The sequence below is a fragment of the Methanolobus sp. genome (assembly GCF_016278365.1).
In the GTDB taxonomy this organism is placed as follows: Archaea; Halobacteriota; Methanosarcinia; order Methanosarcinales; family Methanosarcinaceae; genus Methanolobus.
In genome coordinates, this window is the sequence record NZ_JADQBZ010000018.1 from 58284 (window position 1) to 79593 (window position 21310).

The 21310-nt window shown below is 43.3% G+C and carries 22 protein-coding genes; 8 read left to right on the forward strand and 14 right to left on the reverse strand.

What is annotated here, in order from left to right; translation table 11 throughout:
* Positions 1 to 39: 39 nt before the first annotated feature.
* Positions 40 to 960, reverse strand: coding sequence for a UbiA family prenyltransferase (locus QZZ22_RS13895; RefSeq protein WP_292465995.1), 921 nt, complete (start codon positions 958 to 960; stop codon positions 40 to 42).
* 273 nt (positions 961 to 1233) lie between these two features.
* Here QZZ22_RS13895 and QZZ22_RS13900 point away from each other — a divergent pair, with 273 nt between their 5' ends.
* Positions 1234 to 1527: a hypothetical protein gene (locus QZZ22_RS13900; RefSeq protein ID WP_292465998.1), complete on the forward strand. Its 294-nt coding sequence runs from the start codon at positions 1234 to 1236 to the stop codon at positions 1525 to 1527.
* A 111-nt stretch (positions 1528 to 1638) separates the two neighbouring features.
* On the opposite strand, the gene QZZ22_RS13905 is transcribed toward QZZ22_RS13900, so the two are convergent.
* Entirely contained in the window at positions 1639 to 2028 is a 390-nt protein-coding gene (locus QZZ22_RS13905; protein ID WP_292465999.1) for a NifB/NifX family molybdenum-iron cluster-binding protein, read from the reverse strand.
* A 432-nt stretch (positions 2029 to 2460) separates the two neighbouring features.
* On the opposite strand from QZZ22_RS13905, the gene iscB reads away from it, so the two are divergent.
* Complete coding sequence (iscB, locus tag QZZ22_RS13910; RefSeq protein WP_292466001.1) at positions 2461 to 3717, forward strand: RNA-guided endonuclease IscB; 1257 nt, start codon at positions 2461 to 2463, stop codon at positions 3715 to 3717.
* Positions 3718 to 3800: 83 nt separating this feature from the next.
* Here the strand turns inward: iscB and QZZ22_RS13915 are convergent, their stop codons facing one another.
* The 3 genes from QZZ22_RS13915 to QZZ22_RS13925 form a co-directional block, all read right to left on the reverse strand.
* A complete protein-coding gene (locus QZZ22_RS13915; protein WP_292466002.1) occupies positions 3801 to 4154 on the reverse strand; it encodes a winged helix-turn-helix domain-containing protein in 354 nt (117 codons plus the stop codon).
* A gap of 140 nt (positions 4155 to 4294) precedes the next feature.
* Positions 4295 to 4765, reverse strand: coding sequence for a hypothetical protein (locus QZZ22_RS13920; RefSeq protein ID WP_292466003.1), 471 nt, complete (start codon positions 4763 to 4765; stop codon positions 4295 to 4297).
* A gap of 133 nt (positions 4766 to 4898) precedes the next feature.
* On the reverse strand, positions 4899 to 5606 hold the full coding sequence (locus QZZ22_RS13925; protein WP_292466004.1) for a queuosine precursor transporter: 708 nt from the start codon (positions 5604 to 5606) through the stop codon (positions 4899 to 4901).
* Positions 5607 to 5936: 330 nt separating this feature from the next.
* On the opposite strand from QZZ22_RS13925, the gene QZZ22_RS13930 reads away from it, so the two are divergent.
* Both QZZ22_RS13930 and QZZ22_RS13935 read left to right on the forward strand, forming a co-directional pair.
* Positions 5937 to 8087: a hypothetical protein gene (locus tag QZZ22_RS13930; RefSeq protein WP_292466005.1), complete on the forward strand. Its 2151-nt coding sequence runs from the start codon at positions 5937 to 5939 to the stop codon at positions 8085 to 8087.
* A gap of 95 nt (positions 8088 to 8182) precedes the next feature.
* Positions 8183 to 8869 carry a DUF169 domain-containing protein gene (locus QZZ22_RS13935; protein ID WP_292466006.1) on the forward strand — a complete coding sequence of 229 codons (687 nt, stop codon included), beginning with the start codon at positions 8183 to 8185 and terminating at the stop codon, positions 8867 to 8869.
* Between the two features lie 166 nt (positions 8870 to 9035).
* Here the strand turns inward: QZZ22_RS13935 and QZZ22_RS13940 are convergent, their stop codons facing one another.
* Positions 9036 to 9596: a fasciclin domain-containing protein gene (locus QZZ22_RS13940; protein ID WP_292466007.1), complete on the reverse strand. Its 561-nt coding sequence runs from the start codon at positions 9594 to 9596 to the stop codon at positions 9036 to 9038.
* Between the two features lie 389 nt (positions 9597 to 9985).
* Between QZZ22_RS13940 and QZZ22_RS13945 the strand changes: the two genes are divergently transcribed.
* Complete coding sequence (locus QZZ22_RS13945) at positions 9986 to 10255, forward strand: DUF3303 family protein (RefSeq protein ID WP_292466008.1); 270 nt, start codon at positions 9986 to 9988, stop codon at positions 10253 to 10255.
* A 59-nt stretch (positions 10256 to 10314) separates the two neighbouring features.
* On the opposite strand, the gene QZZ22_RS13950 is transcribed toward QZZ22_RS13945, so the two are convergent.
* Positions 10315 to 10752 carry a pyridoxamine 5'-phosphate oxidase family protein gene (locus QZZ22_RS13950; RefSeq protein WP_292466009.1) on the reverse strand — a complete coding sequence of 146 codons (438 nt, stop codon included), beginning with the start codon at positions 10750 to 10752 and terminating at the stop codon, positions 10315 to 10317.
* Between the two features lie 304 nt (positions 10753 to 11056).
* Between QZZ22_RS13950 and QZZ22_RS13955 the strand changes: the two genes are divergently transcribed.
* The gene (locus tag QZZ22_RS13955; protein WP_292466010.1) at positions 11057 to 11863 is read left to right on the forward strand and encodes a CPBP family intramembrane glutamic endopeptidase; all 807 of its coding nucleotides are present in this window, start codon (positions 11057 to 11059) and stop codon (positions 11861 to 11863) included.
* Positions 11864 to 12017: 154 nt separating this feature from the next.
* Here QZZ22_RS13955 and QZZ22_RS13960 read toward each other — a convergent pair whose 3' ends face one another.
* A complete protein-coding gene (locus QZZ22_RS13960) occupies positions 12018 to 12281 on the reverse strand; it encodes a hypothetical protein (RefSeq protein ID WP_292466011.1) in 264 nt (87 codons plus the stop codon).
* Between the two features lie 371 nt (positions 12282 to 12652).
* Between QZZ22_RS13960 and QZZ22_RS13965 the strand changes: the two genes are divergently transcribed.
* The gene (locus QZZ22_RS13965) at positions 12653 to 13447 is read left to right on the forward strand and encodes a tryptophan-rich sensory protein (protein WP_292466012.1); all 795 of its coding nucleotides are present in this window, start codon (positions 12653 to 12655) and stop codon (positions 13445 to 13447) included.
* A 133-nt stretch (positions 13448 to 13580) separates the two neighbouring features.
* Here the strand turns inward: QZZ22_RS13965 and QZZ22_RS13970 are convergent, their stop codons facing one another.
* From QZZ22_RS13970 to QZZ22_RS13995, 6 genes are all read right to left on the reverse strand, one after another.
* Entirely contained in the window at positions 13581 to 14324 is a 744-nt protein-coding gene (locus QZZ22_RS13970; protein WP_292466013.1) for an SIMPL domain-containing protein, read from the reverse strand.
* Positions 14325 to 14459: 135 nt separating this feature from the next.
* Entirely contained in the window at positions 14460 to 15119 is a 660-nt protein-coding gene (locus QZZ22_RS13975) for a nucleoside recognition protein (protein ID WP_342765114.1), read from the reverse strand.
* 142 nt (positions 15120 to 15261) lie between these two features.
* A complete protein-coding gene (locus QZZ22_RS13980; RefSeq protein ID WP_342765115.1) occupies positions 15262 to 16197 on the reverse strand; it encodes a transposase in 936 nt (311 codons plus the stop codon).
* Between the two features lie 143 nt (positions 16198 to 16340).
* Positions 16341 to 16496: a hypothetical protein gene (locus QZZ22_RS13985; RefSeq protein ID WP_342765116.1), complete on the reverse strand. Its 156-nt coding sequence runs from the start codon at positions 16494 to 16496 to the stop codon at positions 16341 to 16343.
* 174 nt (positions 16497 to 16670) lie between these two features.
* Positions 16671 to 17210, reverse strand: coding sequence for a metal-dependent hydrolase (locus QZZ22_RS13990; protein ID WP_292466014.1), 540 nt, complete (start codon positions 17208 to 17210; stop codon positions 16671 to 16673).
* 160 nt (positions 17211 to 17370) lie between these two features.
* The gene (locus QZZ22_RS13995) at positions 17371 to 19833 is read right to left on the reverse strand and encodes a PAS domain S-box protein (protein ID WP_292466015.1); all 2463 of its coding nucleotides are present in this window, start codon (positions 19831 to 19833) and stop codon (positions 17371 to 17373) included.
* A 433-nt stretch (positions 19834 to 20266) separates the two neighbouring features.
* Between QZZ22_RS13995 and QZZ22_RS14000 the strand changes: the two genes are divergently transcribed.
* Complete coding sequence (locus QZZ22_RS14000) at positions 20267 to 21241, forward strand: glycosyltransferase family 2 protein (protein WP_292466017.1); 975 nt, start codon at positions 20267 to 20269, stop codon at positions 21239 to 21241.
* Positions 21242 to 21310: the final 69 nt, after the last annotated feature.

A 21310-nucleotide genomic window follows, 5' to 3' on the forward strand; every position in this document is an offset into this window, starting at 1 on the left:
GGGCTGGAATGCCGGTTATGAGGCCGGTTATGAGGCCGGTTATCCTACAAAATAGTCAATAGTGATAGACAATGCATATATCAGCAAGCTGGCATGGAACAGAGGGAGAGCCTTCTGTCCGGCTTCAGGACTTTTTCCTTTAAGAATGAGGAGATTTGCTGCAATGAGCAGCATCAAGGCCAGTATGAACCCATAGAAAGCGATGGTTCCAAGTCTTTCCATGAACTGCGTTGCTATAAGAATATGGAAGATGGTGAAACCCAGTATCCAGTATGCTGTGCCCTTAAGTCCGTATAACACGGTCACCGAGTTCATCTTTCTTGCTTTGTCGTTCAGTATGTCTGCAAGATCGTTTACACCCAGATGTGCCAGGGCCCACGGATACAGGAAAATGAAATACAGGAGTGCAGTGCTGTCCGGGCTGCCATAGCAGAGATATCCTGCAACTGGAAAGAGGGCCAGGTCCGTCCTGCCTGCCAGCTGAGCAATGGGATACCTTTGATCCCTTTTCTTTACCTGATAAAAATATTCTGCACAGTAGGAGTATCCCATCAGGACCAGCACATAAATAGAATTGGGATATGGAAGTGTCAGTATCAATAAAGTTGTAAGTATGACCAGCAGGGTGAATAGCAGAAGAGCATTTTTCTGGTCTATCTGTCCGGATGGGATCGGCCTGCTTCCAAACGGCCTCCAATACCTTGTGAGCCTGTCAAACTCTACATCAAGCCTGTCTTTTTTCCTGTCCACATAATCATTGAGCACAAGGCCGGCTTCAAATCCCATAAGCCCGATGAGTGCAGCTTTGAGTGTCAGCTGCCATGAAAATCCTCCAATTTCCTCAAAGGCGAGCATCAGTCCTGAACAGAATAAGAGCGGCCAGACAAAAAAGAAGTGTGCTCTTGTAAGGTCAATATATGCTTTTAGGACACTCTTTCCGGGCACCATATCAGACAGCACACTCCTGGTTGATGCAAATAGAAGATTATGTGGTTCCGGTAGTTATTTTAAATTTTTGCTATGTTGGTTTGCAGAAATGCTCATGGGATGCATATCTCACAAGGTCAGCCACACAGAGCACACAGGGCACACAGGGTTTACAGAGAATCTCTTGTGTCTCCTTCTTACGATGTTAACTCTTTGTGTTCTCTGTAAACTTGGTGGTTCAGTCTTTTTCCCCGAACCTTCCAACCTTGCACACATTGAAGTAGTATAAATACCATATATATACACATGGCCACAGAAATGGAAAAAAGAGTTGCAGAGAAGCAAAACCGGATGCATGAGAAACGATTGAGTAATATTTGCCTGGTCTCTTCTCTCTCTTCTGATGAAATAATGGATCAGCACTTACCAACGGATAAAACTTCACAATGGTATAATGAGAACTGCATTGGGACCGACGAGATTCCTAAGAATACTGTAATAGGCACTCGTGGAGGCACATTATTCTATACCCGCAATGGAAAAATAATGAGGTCCGAATCGTCTGTACAGGGAGCTCTTAAACTTACGTATAAGAAGTGATTCGGATAGTTCACCCCAACCCGCATTTGTGTTTCCTGCAGCAAGTAGTGCTCAGGGAATCGCATATACATATCTAAACTGACTTCTCCTGCGATCAATTCGTGGAAATGGTTATTTCCAGTGTATGCGGTTCTGTTGTCCCGGTTTGTGTGCTCCAGGTGAATTTGAAGTTTCAAGTTTCTTAAGAATGTTATCCTTGTAAGCCTGTATCGCATCTGCAACAGTACCTTCAATGAAGGGTAAAACATCTATATTCTTTGCTGTGAGCATTGAAAAGGCTTTAGCTCCAACACTCCCTGTAATGAGTGCATCTATATCCCTGGTTATGATAAGATTAGCTGCCTGGACGCCTGCGCCACTGGAAGCAGAAGTTGTTGTATTCCTGACACTATCAAATTCCATAGAATCAGCATCTACAATGACAAAGTACAAACACCTTCCAAAATGGGGATCCACCGGTGAATCCAGACTGGCCGATAAGGCTGTTACGCATATCTTCATTTAGAATTCTCCATTTTACATGTTTCTATTGGCGTATATTAAGATCTATCTGTCCTCTCAAATCTCCATCATATTACTCATGTGAGAGGAAATATAAAAAGATATTTCAAAACCATTATATCACTTGGCACAACAATTAATCCTCGCTACAAAAAAGCCGCCTTCGGGCAGATCTGGTGATCATCAGTCAACTACCCATCCCCTAAAGGGAATGGGCTTGTGAAGACAAGTTCAGGTTGACTAGCCTCAGTAATTGTTTGTAAAGAACAAGAACTACGTTATCCCGGTCATAACACCTACGGATGTAAATCCTAGTCTGTAGCTCTGTTGTATGTGATTAAACAGTTCTGATGGGTAGGAACAGTGTTGCATGCTTAACAAGCCAGGATAACATTGGCGAAGGATTACAACTCCTAAACGGAGATAGACAGAATGTTAGTCTACATAATTAACAAACATGGAAGACCATTAATGTCCTGTTCGCCAGGGAAAGCAAGGAAACTGCTGAAAGCAGGAAAGGCTAAAGTTGTAAAGCGGGAGCCTTTTACACTACAGCTACTTTACGGTAGCAGTGGATATACACAACCCGTTGTTCTGGGAGTGGATGCTGGAAGCAAATTCATTGGTCTTTCTGCAACGACTGAGAACAAAGAACTTTTCTCATCGGAAGTACAGCTAAGAACAGATGTAACAGAACTGATATCAACAAAAAGAGAATTAAGGAAGACTCGAAGAAATAGGAAAACAAGATACAGACAGCCCAGATTCAATAACAGAACGAAATCAAAGAAACCAGGGTGGATAGCTCCGACTATAAGGAACAGGATTGATGCTCATCTAAAAGTGATCGAGAACATTCATAAGATACTGCCAATAACAGCCATTGTTGTTGAGACTGCTTCTTTTGATATTCAGAAGATCAGGAACCCGGATATTTCAGGAATCGAATACCAGGAAGGAGAACAGCTTGGATTCTGGAATGTCAGAGAATATGTACTGTTCAGAGATGATCATACTTGCCAACATTGTAAGGGAAAATCAAAAGATCATATACTTAATGTCCATCACATTGAATCAAGAAAAACAGGAGGAAACAGACCAGATAACCTGTTAACCTTATGTGAAACATGTCATGACCAATACCATAAAGGAAAGATAACCCTGAACCTACAGAAGATCAATGGATTCAAGCATCAGACATTCATGGGTATAATGAGGAACTATTTGCTTAAGGAACTCAAAGCAAAGTATCAGGATGTAAGAAATACCTTCGGATACATTACCAAGAATACCAGGATACAGAACAACCTGCCGAAATCACATCGAACTGATGCATTCTGCATCGCAGGGAACATTCGGGCAGAAAGACTTCCTTATTATTTCCTGCAAAAGCAAATGCGTAAGCATAACAGGCAGATCCATAAGACAAATCCATCAAAAAATGGCATACGAAAACTAAACCAAGCTCCTTATATAGTTGAGGGATTCAGATTATTTGACAAAGTACTCTACAATAATATCAAATGTTTCATATTCGGCAGAAGGAAATCAGGATACTTTGATCTCAGGACACTATCAGGAGAAATCATTCATCGTTCAGCTAAATGCAAAGAACTTATATTATTGACAGCCAGACGAACACTACTTATGGAAGTAAAATGGAGTGACGCAATTCCTCCCATCCCCTAAAGGGAATGGGTTTCCTTGCTTAGTCTTTATGAAATGTGCTATTTGTAATGGTAATCTTTGCCGGATCTCTTATTCCTGCGAGTTTACTTTGCCTCCTCTACATTCGCAAGAAAACCTTCCCCTCTTGGTGACAGCTGATACATCGCCGGTTCCGAATCCTTTACTTTGTCAATATACAGTGCATTTTCCAGCATGTCCAGATGGAACTTTGACTCTGATCTGCTAAGGTTGAGTTTGTCACCGATCTCTTCTATGCTAAGAGAGCTGCCGTTCAGAGCTTTCAGGATCTTACGGCGTGTCGGATTTTGCAGGGTCCTGAGACCAATTGCATGATCTTCGGTAGGGTTTGCCTTTAGCTTTCCTTCCTCTTTTAATTTATTCATCCACTCATGTTTTTTCTTAGCAGGGTCTTCTCCGGTCATTTTGTCACCTTCCATCTTACTTAATATCGCTTTATTAACTTTATATCGCTTTATAGCAATTTTGTTCTATAAAGTTGTGGGATAATCAAAGATAAGGTGCCTGGAGGTCATTATTGTATTGACAAGCAGGCGCCCATCTGTGAATATAAGTTCCGTCACTTCACCCGGTTGCCGTATATCTTCTGCAAAGTATCCTTTGGATCAAAGTCGGTCTTGAATTTCAGCTTATCTGAACCGGACAGGATATTGATTTCCCATGTAATGGAAGAACTATCATTGTCGTCGTAGCTGACCTTCTTTTTTATCTTTATGGAGTTAATACCAGCGTTTTGGACAGAGTAATTCGCCGGACTTTCCGCCAGAACTTCTTGTGCGTTCATCCCGGCATACCTTTCAGCATAGTTGAAAGATCCCTTCATCTGTGCGCCCCACTGTCCAAAAAAGCCTTTTCCTTCAGCTTTTGCCTGGTCACGGGACTCCTGGACAACCTGCTTCATCAATTCATTTGTTACCTTGGCAAATATGGTCGTATCAGGGGTTGCAACAAGTGTGAACATGTCGTAAGACATACCCAGCATTTTACTTTTTTTCATATTTGGAACAATACCGATCACTTCATCGTTCATAGGAACCCTCCATAGCATCTGGTAAAAGAGATGCCCTTATATTTTGATCCTACCTACAAACATATATGTTAGTAAACAAGATGTAATTAATATATATTTAAATTCTTTTATTTGGCTTGAGTTCTTCCGGAGATTAATTGTCTGGAAGCGTGTTATTTTCAAGATATCTTTTATACCATAGGAACCAGGGTGTGTCAAGTAAGCCTATCAGATTCTTAGCTACTATCTGCCCTATGATAAGCGGAACAAGCGGAGCAACCCCGTAGAACGCCAACACTACGAATACCAGGCTGTCAAGGGTGAGACTTAATACGTCGCTTGATGCACTCCTCAGGAATACCTGTTTTGGGTATTTCCTTTTCATCCAGGCAAAGACATACGCATCGAGATTCTGGAATACAAGGAAAGAGAGCCAGGATGCAATGATTATTCTTATGCCCTGTGCGAATATCCCCTGCCAGGCATCCTCATATGCAAAAAAAGGAGCAGGAGCAAGGCTGTTAGTCATAACAATGAATGTAACGAAAAGTACCTGCGTAACGAAAACTATTATGATGGCAGTGTGAGCCTTTTTTTCGCCGTATACCTCGTTTATCATATCAAGAGCCTGTGAGAGGAAAGGATACAGGAACACAGCGGCTGGTGCAAAGAAAGTATAGAACCCAAGGTCAAACTCTATTAGCCTGGTCGCTACTATCTGGGAAGCAGTAAGATAGACCGTATAGAATGCCACCAATGCAGTAAAACCATACTCCCTATACCTGTTGATGATGAAGGCTGATATATACGTAACAGCGGTCAGACTGAAGAGCCAATATACCCATACAACTGGAAACGACATAATATCAACACCAGTAAGCTCTTAATATATAATATAAGTTTGCAGAGCTGAATCTTCAGAAGATATGGCACATATCAATTTCCCATACAAGGATGCAGTAGTCTTCATGACCTGTTATCAGGTGGGATTTTTCCAGTATGTGTTCCATGTATGTGCTCCATGTATATGTTTCATGTATGCGTTTCCGGGATAATTTGTCATGTGCCTGATCCCTGCTCTTAAATCTTACCGATCTCTGGAGAGTAAAATCTCCACTTATCCATCAAATAGAAAAAGATAAACTCAAAGTATATTTATATTAGTAAATAAATCTTCTTTTGTGATCGACTAATGGGAATTGAAGTACGTCGGGGATACGAGATCCTTCCTGATAACAGTATTCTGTTCACTATCCGGATCACCAACAATACCGATTTTGTCATTAATGATGTACAGGTTATACTTGCTCATAACGAAGCCTTGTTGAAACTACAAGGTAACAGGATCCAAAGCTTTGACAGTATTCCGCCTGCTGTTGGACGTGTTGTCAAATTTCGTCTAAAACCTCTGGAATGTATGCACAAGGAACTTGTTGAGGCTACTATCACTTACCGCAACCACAGGTGGGAGGAGCAGGTTCTCACTATGGAGCCCGGGTATATACATTGCATATGTCCTTTCTTATGCGCAAGACCAATGTCAATGGATGATTTCATTGATCTCTCTTCCGGGAAGAACGTAGCAGAGGCCGGTCTGAATTTTGAAGGTGTATATGTTGACCAGGTTCTGCTATTTTTGCTTCAGACATGCGCCAGTTGCATGTGTAAGGTAGGAGAACGTCCTGTGGAAGGTGGCAGGATAGTGTACCTGTCAGGTGAGTCCACAGGTGAGGGTGCTTATTACCTGCTGACCGTCCTGATAAGAAAGAGCGCTGCCCTGACCCAGGTGATGTTGAGGGCTGTTTCCTCAAGTACTGTCGGGACGCAGGATCTTCTCGATGAGATCGTTTCCAAACTCCAGTATTTTGTGGGTACTGCAGGCTCAGCAAGGCAAGGTGGTGTCATCAGGGATGACAATGTCGTAAGTATCATGAACTCTGCTGTGAAACAAAGCAGCTCATTAGCTGAGCAGGGTCCCCCATCACTGAGTTTCCAGAATGGTGCCCTGCAGAAGAGCAATGCCGAGTCCCCGGCCATTATGGTGAATATCGCTGATAATGTTGCCTGGCACGCTGATGAGAATGAAGACGATGTATGGAAACAGGAAGAAGAGCGCCAGAGGCGCAAACTGGAAGAACTGGAGCGTTTGAGGAAAAGGGAGGAGCAAAGGAAGACCCTCGAAACAAGAAGACTGAAAGAATGGGCTGTAGCTGAAAAGACTGAGAAAGGCTCTGATCCTTCCGGAAAATACCGGATGAAGCTTAGCTCGGTTGCCCTGGTCCTAATAGTAGCTTTTATCATCTTTTCGATAATTGCTGATGATCCGGTTACAGAGCTGGGTATTGCGGGTGTCCTTGATCATTATAATGTAAGCCCGCTTCCATCACAGGAGAGAGCAGTAGAAGCTGTGGTCGTGAACTTCTTGAATGCTGTCAATGAAGATGATCCGGGCCGGGCTTTTACCATGTATCAGGGTAGTGATTTCCTTGCACCTGCAACTATCACTATGCTGTTCAAGAACAAAGACATCCAGGCAGGAGGTATCAAGGAGATAAATATTACTTCAACAGAGATGTCTGATAACCTTGCGCTTGTAAAGACCGAATGCCTGGTCGCCAGTTTTGATATTTCCGGGAGGGAGAAAAGTCAATTTTCCATCCCTGTCTATTTCAAACTCCAGAACTCCGAAGTAGGCTGGATAATCACTCGTGTATCTTTCCTGCCTCTGGATATGTGGGAAGGTAAGCAGTCGACTCAGGAAGTGTCCTCCAACCTGATGATCAAGAACATCGAAGGAGTGCGTGCAAAAACCGGCACGGACCTCTCCGAGACTATTGACCTGCTCAAACTCCAGATAGCTCTTAATGTAGGTAGTTCTTCTGTTGATGTTAACCAGGTAGTTATATCAATAACTGACGGTACGATGGCACATAACCTCGTTTACGCAGGTAATGATGGAAGGTATGGAAAGATGGCTTCTTTTGACTCGTATAGTGCCGAGAACAATCTGAAGAACTTACTTAGAGGCACCGGAAATCCATCCATGTTCTATACCGTAGACCAGATACGTGACGAGGATAACTCTTTCTCACAGGCTCACCCTGTGATGAATACGGGTGACTTGATCATAGTATATATTGCTACTACATCATCGACATCTGCCAGTTATACTAATATAGGATCCCTGGATACAGGTGGAACTCTTGTGTCTTCACAACTGAACCTTCTTCCAAGGACCACAGTGAACATTGTTATGACACCTGAATCAGGTGCAGCTACTATTGCTGACTTCGTAACACCTTCCTCATATGGCATCAAGGAGAATGTGCAGTTATACGCCTGATGAATTTCTGGCAGTGTTCATCCTATGGACAATCTCAAGTACATGTTTTTCTTTTTATCTATGGCATTGTTCTGAAACTATAGGAAGGATCATCAATGGATATTGAAGAGATACGTGAGATGGGAGAGCAGCTGAAAGATATCCTGAAGCTGGATACATCTCCTGTTGCAGTGACTTTTATCGGGCCTGATGAGGACATTCCTGCTGGCATACCCCGGATCAAGGGTGAATTGCGGCACTGCGGGATGGTGGACCGCGCCAGGAAAGAGAAGGAGGCATTCTATGCTCTTGTGGAGGACCAGGAGTGTAATATTGGGGCGTCCTCACTGGGGATGGGCGGAAGGTGTAGTGAGATCTCATCGGGTGAGTTCTATTATTCGTTTGGATGCTTTGGTTCCCTTGAGGCGGCGAAGAGTGCTATCGATGAGATGCCCCTGATGCCTGCCGGGTCTGTGAAGGCTGTCGTGTACTCTGCTCTTGAGAAAGCGCCTCTTGTTCCGGATGTGGTTGTCATCGTGGCAGGGCCTGATAAGATTATGAAACTTTCCCAGGCGGTGCTTTATCGCTTTGGCGGAAGGCTCCATGCGAGTTTTGCTGCTTTGCAGAGCGTGTGCGTGGAGAGCGTGGCCCAGCCATACCTGCAGGATAAGGTGAATGTGAGCCTTGGCTGCACCGGAAGCCGTGTCCTGGGCGGGATCGCTAAAGATGAGATGGTCATGGGTATCCCATTCGCACAGATGGGTGATGTGATCGAGTCTTCCAGGCAGATGTTCAGGGTGTGAGGTCATTTTACCTTTCCAACTGTAAATCCTGACCACTCCCAGAACTAGATCTGCTATCCGATTATTCAACTTCAGGGTAAAAACAGAAAAGAGAAGACATATTAAGTCTTCAAAAGGGATTAAAATAGGAATCCCAGTCCCTCTCTGGGCTGGGTGTTGACATCCCTCAGGTCATTGATGGTGGTAACATTACCTGGTCTATGACATGAATTACACCATTGCTGGCTTCAATGTCTGTCTGTGTCACAGTGGCGTTGTTCACCATAACATTTCCGTCAGCTACAAGGATGGTGATTTCTTCTCCCTGTACTGTTGTCAGTGATTCCATCTCAAGGATATCGCTAGCCATATACTCTCCGGCTACCACGTGATATGTGAGTACAGCTCTAAGTGCTTCTTCGTCTGCCAGCAGTGCATCAAGGGTTCCCTCAGGCAATGCGGCAAATGCTTCATCTGTTGGTGCAAACACAGTGAACGGTCCTTCACTGCTTAAGGTCTCGGCCAGTCCTGCTGCCTGAACAGCCTGCACCAGGGTTTCGAATGAACCTGCACTTGCAGCAACTTCTACAATATTCATCTCTTCAGTTTCATTAGCAGCTGTTTCGTCAACATCTGTTTCATCAATATCTGTCTCATTGACATCTGTTTCCTGAGGCTGTTCTGTACAGCCCGCCAGAAGTATAGCTGTTGTTATAATTAACAACATTAACATTTTTGTCATTTTCATTTCTACCTCTCCACATATTTTCGTTTAATTTTTGTAGGTAATTTAGGTTAGTACATTTACATATATAATCCACTCCCCAAATAATTATAATATATATTTCTATATATTGACATCTTTATTCAAGAATTTGTTTAAAATTTATATATATTCAATTTACAGCAGTCTATACAATATATTTTGCTGCTACTCATAAGTGATCAAAATAACAAACAGGTTGTTTCTAAGAGAAGTTGGCTAGTTCCATAATCATTTAATATTTTGAATCATGTTGTGCTCTTCAACATTCATACAATATATTATATAGTCTTCAGTTCTGTATATATACAGGGCAGAGCGCAGAAAGCGAATTTCGTGCTCTGCTTGCAGGAAATAGGATCAGGAGGAGTAAAATGTTATTCTTTAGTACAAGCACGTGGGAACCCGAGAACAGTGACAAGATCATTGAACATTTTAAGAAACTGAGGCCGCCAGCGGGAGTCAGCATCAAGAACCAATGGGTGGATATCTCCGGTGGAAGGTATTTCATGCTCTACGAAACCGAAGATGCCAAAGCATTTGCCGAATTCAACCTGCCATGGTCTGATATTTGCTATATAGAGACCAGTGTAGTGATGGAATCCACAGACTTCATTAAGCTCATGAGCTCAAAGGGAGTCTGATCTCCCTTTTTTAATAGAAGTTAAGCTCTTTCTCTCAATTTTCCATCCTGCTTATTACATTACATATCTATCTTCACAACATTCTGGAATCGGCTTGCAACTATATAGCTTTTGACCTCCATTCTCATCAGGGCGGATGAGGGAGAGAGCAGGAAATCCTGGAGATATGGGTGTTTTTCCAGATATAAGTCTTTAAGTTCATCTGTTTTCTCAGCCTCCATGACTTTCCCGGTAGCATTAACAGCCATAGCATCCTTGAAGTCGCTCTCGTCATTGGACCTGTTATCGATCATCATGGACGCTTTCCCGGAAGTTATGAGGTAAGAATATTTCCTGGTAGCTACAGGGGTTACAAAAAATATGTATTTAAGATCGTCAGTGGCTACAAATCCCACAAGGTTGGTGTAAGGCTCATCCTCATGAAGACTTGCAAGTACTGCAAGTTTTTGCTCTTTGAGCAGAGACTTAAGACTTTCCATTAAATGCTTCTCTGACATTTCTGAAACCTCATGTGAACATCACTGCAACTATTAAGAACCAGGCAACTCCATCGGGTATATCCATATTTCTTCCTTCTTTTCCTAATTGCATTGGCGGAATATTATATCTAATTCTGCTATATCTAGTTCTGCTATCTTTTCAAAGCACTTCTGTTAGGTCTGACCGGGAATTTTGATGGTAAAGCATATATTCTCATTGGGACTTAGTATCATAAGTTCTTAATTATGTCTGTCTTCTTTGTTGAGTGCGATAAGACTAAGAACATCCTGTTAATTTTAAGTCAAAGTTGGGTTCAAAAACATGAGCATTTCAAAGATCTCAGGGCATTTGACGCATGATGCAAAAATTATACTGGTGCCTGTGTTTTTGATCATGCTTGCAGAACTTTTGTTACTGATGGGTCAGGATTATATTTCCATCTGGATGCATGTCGGCATTATTCTATGTTTGCCCTTTGCTTCCATTTATTTGCATAACAGGGAGATCACAATGGCCTTCCAGTCCCTGATGCTTTTATCAGCTCTGAGGCTTTTGAACATATCAATGCCCGTTTTCTTTGAAACGACCCTGTACATCTTCATATTCATCTATACCCCGCTTGTCATTCCAATATATATTGTTCTGAAAGCACAGGATTTCCAATTCTCATTTCGATTAAGTGATGAAATGAAGAAGGACCGGGTCAAATATTCTCTTATAGCAGTTATTGTAGCACTTGCAATTGCAGAAGGGGAATACGCTATTATTAAAGCCGGCTCCCTCATACCGGATCTTTCATTTATGAGCCTGCTGCAGTTATCCATAGTTATGATCTTTTTTGTAGGACTTATCGAAGAGGTCATATTCAGATACATTCTGCAAACAAGACTGGAACGAACATTTGGGATATGGCCGGCACTATTGATAGCAAGTGCACTTTTCGGTGTCATGCACTCCGGCTATGGTACGATATATGAGGTTCTCATGACCGCAAGTGCAGGTCTTGTGATCGGATACCTATATGTCCGGACCAGAAGTCTTTATCTGGTAACGATGATCCACGGTCTGACAAACGTGTTCCTGTTCGGTATCATTCCCCACCTTGGACCCGGACTTGGTTTGTTTTGAGAACCTGAAGGTATTACCCCAGTCTCCAGGTCAGTGGCGGTTCAGCAGAACATAGGTATATAACAGGTTAAAGATAGCACGTTCCTTTGATTGGAACAGCACCCTTCAAAAAAAGCATTTGTTTTCAACGCTGAGGAGAGAGATATTCTCGCCTTCATGCATAAATGATATCTGTGACCTTGAACACGACTATTGCTACAAACGCAACAAGTAAAGGTCCAATTCCCATATTAAGGGAATCGCTCAGGTCCCTGGTCCACTTTTCAGATGCTGAAAGTATCTCCTTTGCTGAGAGCAATGCGATAAGAGCTATCACTGCCAGTACGCCATATTCTGGTAATCCTATGCCTGTGGTCATTGATATGGCCCCGGCTGCAGAAGATACTGCACTCGTTGAGGTTATTGTACTTGTTAGCATAACTCTGTCCTACTTTCCTATGTTTCTTATCAATATTCTAACATATCATGCTATTTAAATCTATTGAAATTGATCTGTCCGGGAAAAATATTCAGCGTGAACTTCTCACTTAGTAAATATTATAGAATAGCAAACTATTATGGAGTACTATAATATATTGAATGCTATCAGATGAAACAACCACTGTGATCAGGTGCTCAAGGAACAATTACCTGATTTGTGGAAATTGATAAGTTCTCTATAACGAATGCTTCTCCCCACCTTGCAACTGCTCGTAAGAACTCTTATGTTGATCACAAACTGGCCCCCAAGAAAACTTTTATCTGCCTTGAAGCCAGAGTTTGAGTATGTGTTAGTAATGAGGGAGCCCAATGGAACAAAGAACCACATTGATCAAGATCGTCGTGGCAGTGACCTTTCTGGCCATGGTCGTTACAAACTCACTGGCCAACATCCTGCCGATAAACAATGTCACAACAGGACAGATATCTGACTCCTTTCCAAACCTCTTTGCTCCTGCAGGGCTGACCTTTTCAATATGGGGACTCATATACCTGCTGCTTGCAGGATATACTCTTTATCATATCGGTCTTTTCCGGGACTCCGGGGATAGCCCCAATACCAGGCTGCTCAATAGGATCGGGATATTGTTCTCTGTATCTTCGATCGCAAATACTGCCTGGGTTCTCGCATGGCATAATTATATGGTCTCCTTATCCCTTTTGCTGATAGTTGTAATACTTGTTTGCCTGATCCTGATAAACCAAATAACACGCAAGGAAAGGTTCACAACAAAGGATTATTTCTTCATCAGGCTTCCGTTCAGCATATACTTTGGGTGGATAACGATCGCGACCATAGCTAATGTGACCGTGCTTCTTGTGAGCATCGGATGGGAGGGTTTCGGTCTGGCTGAGACCACCTGGACCGTTGTGGTGCTTGCCGTGGGGCTTATCATCGCAGCAGCAACAATGATAAAGAACAGGGATGTCGCTTACGGACTTGTCATTGTGTGGGCATATGCAGGAATTCTGCTGCGGCACATATCCACTGAAGGTTTCGCAGGCCGGTATCCATCTGTAATTACCACAGTGTTGATATGCATCGCCTTATTGCTTCTCGCCGAAGCATATCTGCTGACCTCAAAAAGGAAAGGGGCGATATAAGCATTTTCAGGTCAACCGCTGCAGTATGGTGTAATCTGCACTGACGGGACGTGCCGCCTGCGGCGGGATCGATGCACCGGAGTATTATATATGCAGGAGCTGGTGGCAAAAAAAGAAAAGGGAGGACTCTCCCTTAGTTGATGATATAGGTGACGTACACAGACAACGAGACCCTGGACTCTCCCGGTTCTACGGGGGTGGCTCCAGCTGCCTGATCCATTGCTGCTTCCATCCTGTCATAGTATACATTGGGCTGACTACTGTCACTCATAGATGAGCTCTGTACTCCTGCGATAGTGACGCCCAGACTGTCGGCAAGCATGTCGGCCTTGGTTGATGCGTCGGCAACGGCTTCATTGATCAACTCTTCGCGCATCTCCTGTTGTTTTTCCTCGGATACTGTGAACTGGATCCCTCCTATCTGGTTCGCACCTGCAGCTGCGGACCTGTCAATGATCTGGCTCAGGATATCGAGCTTTGTAGTGGTCACCTGGACACTGTTGGAAGCTGAATACCCTTCAATGGTCGCCTTTCCATCATAGTTGTACATCGGGTACACGGAAACGTATGATGTCTGTATTTCCCTGTCCTCCAGTCCAAGTTGCTTGAGCTCGTCAACTATGGTGCTCATAATGGCTGCATTCTGTTGGGATGCTTCACTGGAGTTCTGGGCCTGGATAATAACACCAATGCTCAGTTGAGCGGTATCGGGTGTGACCATGCTTTCTGCTTTCCCGGTCATCTGGATCGTATTTTCTGTTTCCTTTGAATATGCTGCCTGTGAATTGGCATAAGCCGTTGTCGCCATCAGCACCACAACGATTGTCAGTGCGATGATGATATAGAACGGCATATTACTGTTATTTTCCTGTGACAAATTTTCTTCCTCCTGTTAATGGATGTTGTATATGGCATATAGGTACCTGCACATATTAAATAATTGTCTAAACTTCAACCCGGCTCGCAGTTATCTTTGCGGTAAATGAAGTGCAGAACATGCTCATCTGCCTGTTCAGTTGGCTATGGACAGGAGGACAAGCAGTATCACAAATCGCACAAGTACATTTATGCTGGTCGAGAAGGTCACAATACCTATGCCCGTTCTTGCACCGAATATGGAGATGTATCTGGGCAGCAGGCTTCGGATGCTGAATATGGGGAGCATGAACATGCTGCCAAGCATGAGTATTATCATGGCCTGTTGCGGTAATATAATATCGCTGCTCAACATTGGTCCAAGCAGGGAGATCCCAAGTACGGGGCTGGCAACAAAGCTTGTAAGAGGCACTATGCTTTCAGGCGGGATGCCAAAGATCTCTGCCACTGGCAGGACACTGAATACCTCAAAGGCGTCTCTGTCCTGCAGGTAGAATACCAGTGTTGTCATGCCAAGATAGATGACAGCGATCCTTGTGAAGAGTTTCTTATTCTTGGTCAGTGACTTTCTGACCGCTTCTTTAAGGGTTATTTTTTTGTCATCGATAGTTTCCTCGAACTTGCAGGGGTTCTTCTTCAGGAACAATTTGCTAAGGACAACGATCGTGGTAATTTTTACGATACCTGTCAGTATGAACACCATGACATAGAAACCTCCAACCACCGGGCCAAGCGCAGGCAGTACTATCGGTATCTGGTAGGTCAACGACCCCCGACTGAAGTCGGAGGCTTGCACTTCAAGTTCTCAGTTAGCTGAGCAGAGCACAATAGGCTGGTTGATAGCAGCCCTTGATGGAATGTTCTTGCTGGCATTCCAGTCTGCATTTGGGTATGACCACATTTCTGACAGGAGAATGTATCTGTTCTTTTCTGTTCTTTCATGAAATATGACCGCATACTGAACATTGCTTTGATGTATATGCAGGATCAACAAACCTGACAGCAATTCCATTGATCTTACCTTTATATTCAATAAAGTTTCTCAGTTCGCTGAATGCCCACTTACTATGCTTTTCCCTATCTGCTTTTCTTACCGTTGTCCTTTCCCGAATCCCTTTAAGTTCTTCCAGGGCTATCGATCTGTTTGTGTCTTTAGCAGTTTGGACAATATCTTTGGATATGATATGATTTGTATCTTTTTTGAATCTCCTTTCTTTTTTACTTATTTTTCTGAGATGTTTTTTGGCTGAATAAGTTCCAATAGATTGTAGTTTTGCTTTTATCCTTGCATACTTTTTCCTGACTTTCTGGCATTTCTCTCCTGAATACATCTTTCCGTCAGAAGTTGCTGCAATGTTAACGATCCCAAGGTCAACTCCGAGGAACTCTTCTGAATTAACCGGAGTTTCTTCCGGCTGGTCGATAACTATTTGCAAATAGAATTTCCTGTGTTTATAGATCAGATCAGTCTGCCCTTTTTTGTTATCGATATTTTTATCTTTGCGGTATTTTATTTGCGTTTTAATTCTACCATCTAACGTAAGGATGGAAACAATATCTTTGCTGATGGATAGTATCCTCTGATCATAAACAACAGCTCCATGTGGTTTGAATTGATGGAATGTCTTTTTATCGACTTTGTAACTCTCAGCTACTTTTCCAAATGCTCTGACAGTCAGTTGAGAGGATAAGGAGAATTTGTCTCTGATCTCGTAATAAAGGTTTTTTTGCAATTGATATTTACTGAAAACCCGGTTATTGTATGCAAAATCTGAAATGTGATCGCATGCTTTATTAAAAGATTCCATTGTTCTCAGTAACTGATCATGTTGTCCCTGAGTGGTTACTAATTTACTTTTAATGGTTAGGAGCATGCTATCACATAAAAGGTATGGACACATATGATTTTAAAGTACAGTAAGTAGACTGAAAGTATTCGGTTTCAGATTTAAAAGAAAGGCTAGATCGTTGTAGTTAACGGAATTCCTCCTGAAACTGAAGTTACAGGCATCCTTACTCAATTTATCGTGAACCTGAACAGGGGACTTGCAAAACGTGATAGTTTCTGCATCAGGCCCAACTCGATAAGGATACCGGTCCCAAACAGTCCTATGAAGATGACTATCAGGATTGGTATTGCAAAGTCAAGGGCACTGATGAGGACCGCGAACATAGTTTATGGTTGAAGGCGGGACTAAATTAAGATTTCTCTTCTGAAGAAAGTGCTTTGGGGAAACTGGATGGTGCAGGGTTGTTCAGATCCAATTGATATGCCTGATGAGAATATTTTAATTGTGCTCTTATAAGGTAATGGTGACGGACAGCTTCGCCCGCGGGCTCACTGACTCTATTTCGCCTTTTTATCATTTACCCTTTTCTTCAGGTAACCGGCCACAAAGAGCATTATCACAGCAAGCCCTAAAAGTTCGGTCATGAACAGGAACAGTATACTCAGAGTACTGATGTCCCCAAGTTTTCCGTAGATCCCCGTGAGGAACTGCCAGAAAGACCCATATGCCCGCCTTTGAAACTCCCATCCCAGCAAAGGCCACAGGAAAGTTACAGGAGTGTTCCACATGCCGTCCAGCAACTGATGTATCAGGCTCCCACCTGCCAGCATGAGCACTCTGGCGTCTTTCTTCCTTGTATATAGATAGTACCCCGCCACTCCCAGCACTCCTACAAAGAGCAACGAGTGTGCAAAGATCCGTCCACTGGAAAATATGTCCGCAAAGAGTAGAATGCCAACAGGCTTGTCGATGAGGTCCGGGAGCATGGACCCCACAGCCACATACCAGTAGTTGATGTGCGGGCGGATCTTCGGAAAGGCCAGGCCTGCAATGTAGAATAGTACAAGGGCTATTGCAATGTGTGCAAAGGGAAGCATTTGCATTAATAATGCTGTTGATGTCTTAAAAAGGATGTGATGATCTCTATGGCTATCTCACTAGCTCCCAAATTCTCTCATTCTAATTGGGCATATCATCTTCAGTAGAACATTTTAAATGAACAGACAACCTGGAACACTGTACTGTACTGTACTGTCTTTATGACTTGCAGGGTTTCTGATCTGCGATCGTGAACGTAAAAGTACTTCCCTTTCCTTCTTTACTTATCACTTGAATATCCCCTTTGTGCATTTCAACAAACTGCTTAACCAGCGCCAGTCCCAGACCTGTGCCACCATGCTTTCTCTTATGCGATGCATCGGCCTGTGTGAATGGGTCAAATATGTCTTTTAGCAGGTGTCCGGGAATTCCGATCCCCGTGTCTGAGACAGATATCTGGATACTGGAGTCTATTCTTTTTGAAATAACATCGATTTTACCATGATCCTGGGTGAATTTTATGGCGTTGCTGAGCAGATTGTACATGATCTCTTTGAATTTGAGTTTGTCAGCGAATATTTCATCAGGTCGGATCTGATTCTCAACTTCAATATTGATATTTTTCTTTGATGCAAGTGGAGCCATCATTGTAAAGATCTCATCGAAAACTTCCTGAACCGAGAAATACTCACACTCAAGTTTCATTTTTCCGGCTTCTATTTTTGACAGATCGAGAACACTATCTATAAGTTCAAGAAGATGATTCCCGCTTTCATTGATATTGTAAGCATATCGAAGTTGGTTCCCTGTCAGTTCACCATATATCTGAGTGGTTAGCAGATCTGAAAAACCAATTATTGAATTAAGCGGAGTTCTTAGCTCATGGCTCATGTTTGCAAGGAATTGTGACTTTGCCTTGCTGGCACATTCAGCCTCTCGTTTTGCCTGAAGCAGTGCATCTTCAATTCTCTTTCTCTCAGTAATATCTCTGCCAACACCCAGGATACCTATCATTTTTCCATTTGAATCGTACATCGGGCTTTTAATTGTCTCCAGATATTCCCGATGTCCATCGTCTGCATAGGTGATCTCTTCTTCGTTGACAGTGGGTTTGCCAGCTTCCATAGCCCTTCTGTCATTTTGGGTGAAAATGTCTGCCAGGTCCTTTTCTACAAAATCATAGTCGGTCTTCCCGATAATTTCCGCTTCCTTCGAGCCAAAAAAGCGTTCGAACTTGGCATTACATGAAAGGTAAACTCCCTTTGTATCCTTTAGCCAGACAAGGTCAGGGATAGTATCCACCAGTGAGCGTAGCTGTCCTTTGCTATTCAGTAGTTCAGAGGTTGCTTGTTTACGTTCGGTGATGTCTGTCGTTGTCGCCATGATCCTTTGTACACCATTGAGGGTTACAGAATTCAAGTGAACCTGCTCCCATGAAAGAGTTCCTGTTGCCTTAAGATTGTGCCATTCGAATTCCTGTGGTCCTTCAACAGCCGCTTTCCTGACCCAGGCCAGTGCATCATTAAAAGAGTATGGCGGATCCAGCCAGAGATCACTGGATCTTAGCTCCTCGACCGAGGAGACACCAGTGGTGGCACAAGCCTTTGGATTTGCATCAATGATCTCGCCGGTGTCCCGGTCATGTATAAAAATTGATACTGAAGAGTCTACAAAAAGGGACCTGAACTGCTCTTCTTTTTCCTTTAGTTTCTCTTCATTCCTCTTGCGCTCTGTGATATCAAGGACAAAACCGTCTACTATGAAACTATCTCCTTCGGTATCACTGGTCATTCTCGAGTTGACCAATATCCAGATGTTCCTGCCATCCGGACGTACTATCTCATACTCAAAATTCTCAACATGACCTTGAGCTTTAAGGGTCTTTATCAGCTCTTCACGGCGTTTGGGATCGACATATAGCCGCTCCCCCATCTTCTGGAAGTAGCTCGCGGCTTGCTCAGGAGTGGTCAGGCCTAAAATATGGGCCATCTCGGGATTTGTCCGGATCACTTCTTTTTCGGAGCTTATACGGAACATTCCCACAGGGACTTTATCAATGAAGTTCTGGAGCTTTGCCTCATTCTCCTTTAATGCATCCTGGGTCCTTTTACGGGATAACTGGTTCTTTAGGACACTTCCAAGCAGCACAGTTCCGATAGGATAGATCAGCATTACAGGAAAACTAATGTCTCTTAGAACTTCAAAGGCATAGGGCCAGGGAAGCAGCAACATGCACAGGAGCATAACAACATGGACCAGAAGGCCGAAAACGTACAGATCGAACCTGCCAAGAAGTACCTGGAGCCTTCCATGATAATGCCTCCATAGCAGCCCCAGTATCACCGAACAGAATGTAACAGAGATCCCGGTCACCGCTCCGACACCACCCTGATACAGGCGATAAGAAGCGACAACGAGTGCTCCAATGATCGCGGGAATGAATCCAAAGAAAAGACCAACAATGCTTAGCAGAATAGAACGTGTATCAAAGATCACTCCAGAAGAAAGCTCCCATGGATTTAGCATCAAGGCAATGCCTATCAGACCAATAATAACCCCTGATGCTGCACTTTTTAAACGCGTGTTCATTTCCATATTGAAAAAAAGAACATCGTACAGGACAGCTAAGGCAAGAAGCAAAGCTGCGTTATTTATAAGGCCGATCAACATTTCAGCATTCATGGTTACCTTCTACCAAAAGCATGAGATTTATATTATTGATGGTATACTTGATATATTTATGTGCTGGGCGATATATATATATTGGAAAACAAAAGGACCACCGCTCTCAACTACTATTCTCCACCGGGGTTTGCCACAATATCCAAAACCGCACCAACCCGGTAAACATTTAGATACACAATTGTGAATTTTCAGCGTAACTTGGAAAGTTTTATATGTCATGAGTATTGTTTATACAGTGGTTGGTAACCTGCAGGTTGTGTGCGCTTATTATGCAAAACCATGCGTTTTAGCTTACACGCATCAACAGCTGCAGATAAAAATTACAAAATGGTGGTCGAAAAAATGACAATAGTGGCTGTGATTCCTGCATTCAATGAGGAGATAGCCATAGGTAGCGTTATCTCGCATGCCGTTCCGGGAGGATATGAGCATGGCCTCTGAGATCGCAGATCCTTCGAATGCTATGGATGCTTACAGTATTAGTGATATTGGTGAGCCTGATAACGGCGAGTATGGAAAGGTCATCGCCGCCATGCCCGCCTTCAACGAGGAGAAATTCATTGCAAAGACCGTTCTCGGCTCCAAGCCTTACGTGGACGAGGTTGTGGTCGTCAACGACGGCAGTGCCGATTCAACTGCTATGATAGCCACGGCCTGCGGTGCCACGGTCATCTACCATGATGTGAACCAGGGTTACGGCGCAGCTATAAACACATGTTTTGAGACCGCCCGTAAGATGCAGGCCCGCGCCATGGTCATTATAGATGCCGACGGCCAGCACGATCCCTCCGAAATAGCCCAGGTCCTAAAACCCATCCTTGACGGTGAAGCCGACGTTTCCATAGGCTCCCGCTTCATGGAAGGCCACAAGGTCAAGATCCCCCTCTACCGCACAGTCGGCATGAAGGTCCTGGACATCGCCACCAATCAGGGCAGTGGTGTCAAGTTCACCGACACCCAGAGCGGTTTTAGAGCTTATTCTAACGCAGCTATCAACAAGATAAGGATTGGCAAAACCGGTATGTCCGCCGGATCCGAGATCCTGATGCAGGTGAAGGAACACAACCTGAAGATTAGGGAAGTCCCGATAACCTGCAGGTATGATATCGAGGATACCTCCACGCATAATCCTGTGGTGCACGGTGTCAAAGTGCTCACGAGTATTATTACGGAGATTGAATATAAACATCCCTTATTCTATCTTGGTATGCCTGGATTATTTTTGTTATTTACAGGGTTCGTGAGCGGATGGTATATTTTAAATTCTTATAATAGAGATGGATTTTTGCCATTTGGTCCAACAATATTGATGGTTTTAGTGTTTATCTTAGGATTCTTAGCAACATCAACTGCTTTGAACTTGCATGCAATGACCCGGCTAGTAAATTCCATTGAGAAAAAATAATATTGTTACATTTAGCGAAAATGGAGAAGATAGCAATTTTTGAAGCAGGAAGGTATAGTTTATCTCTTT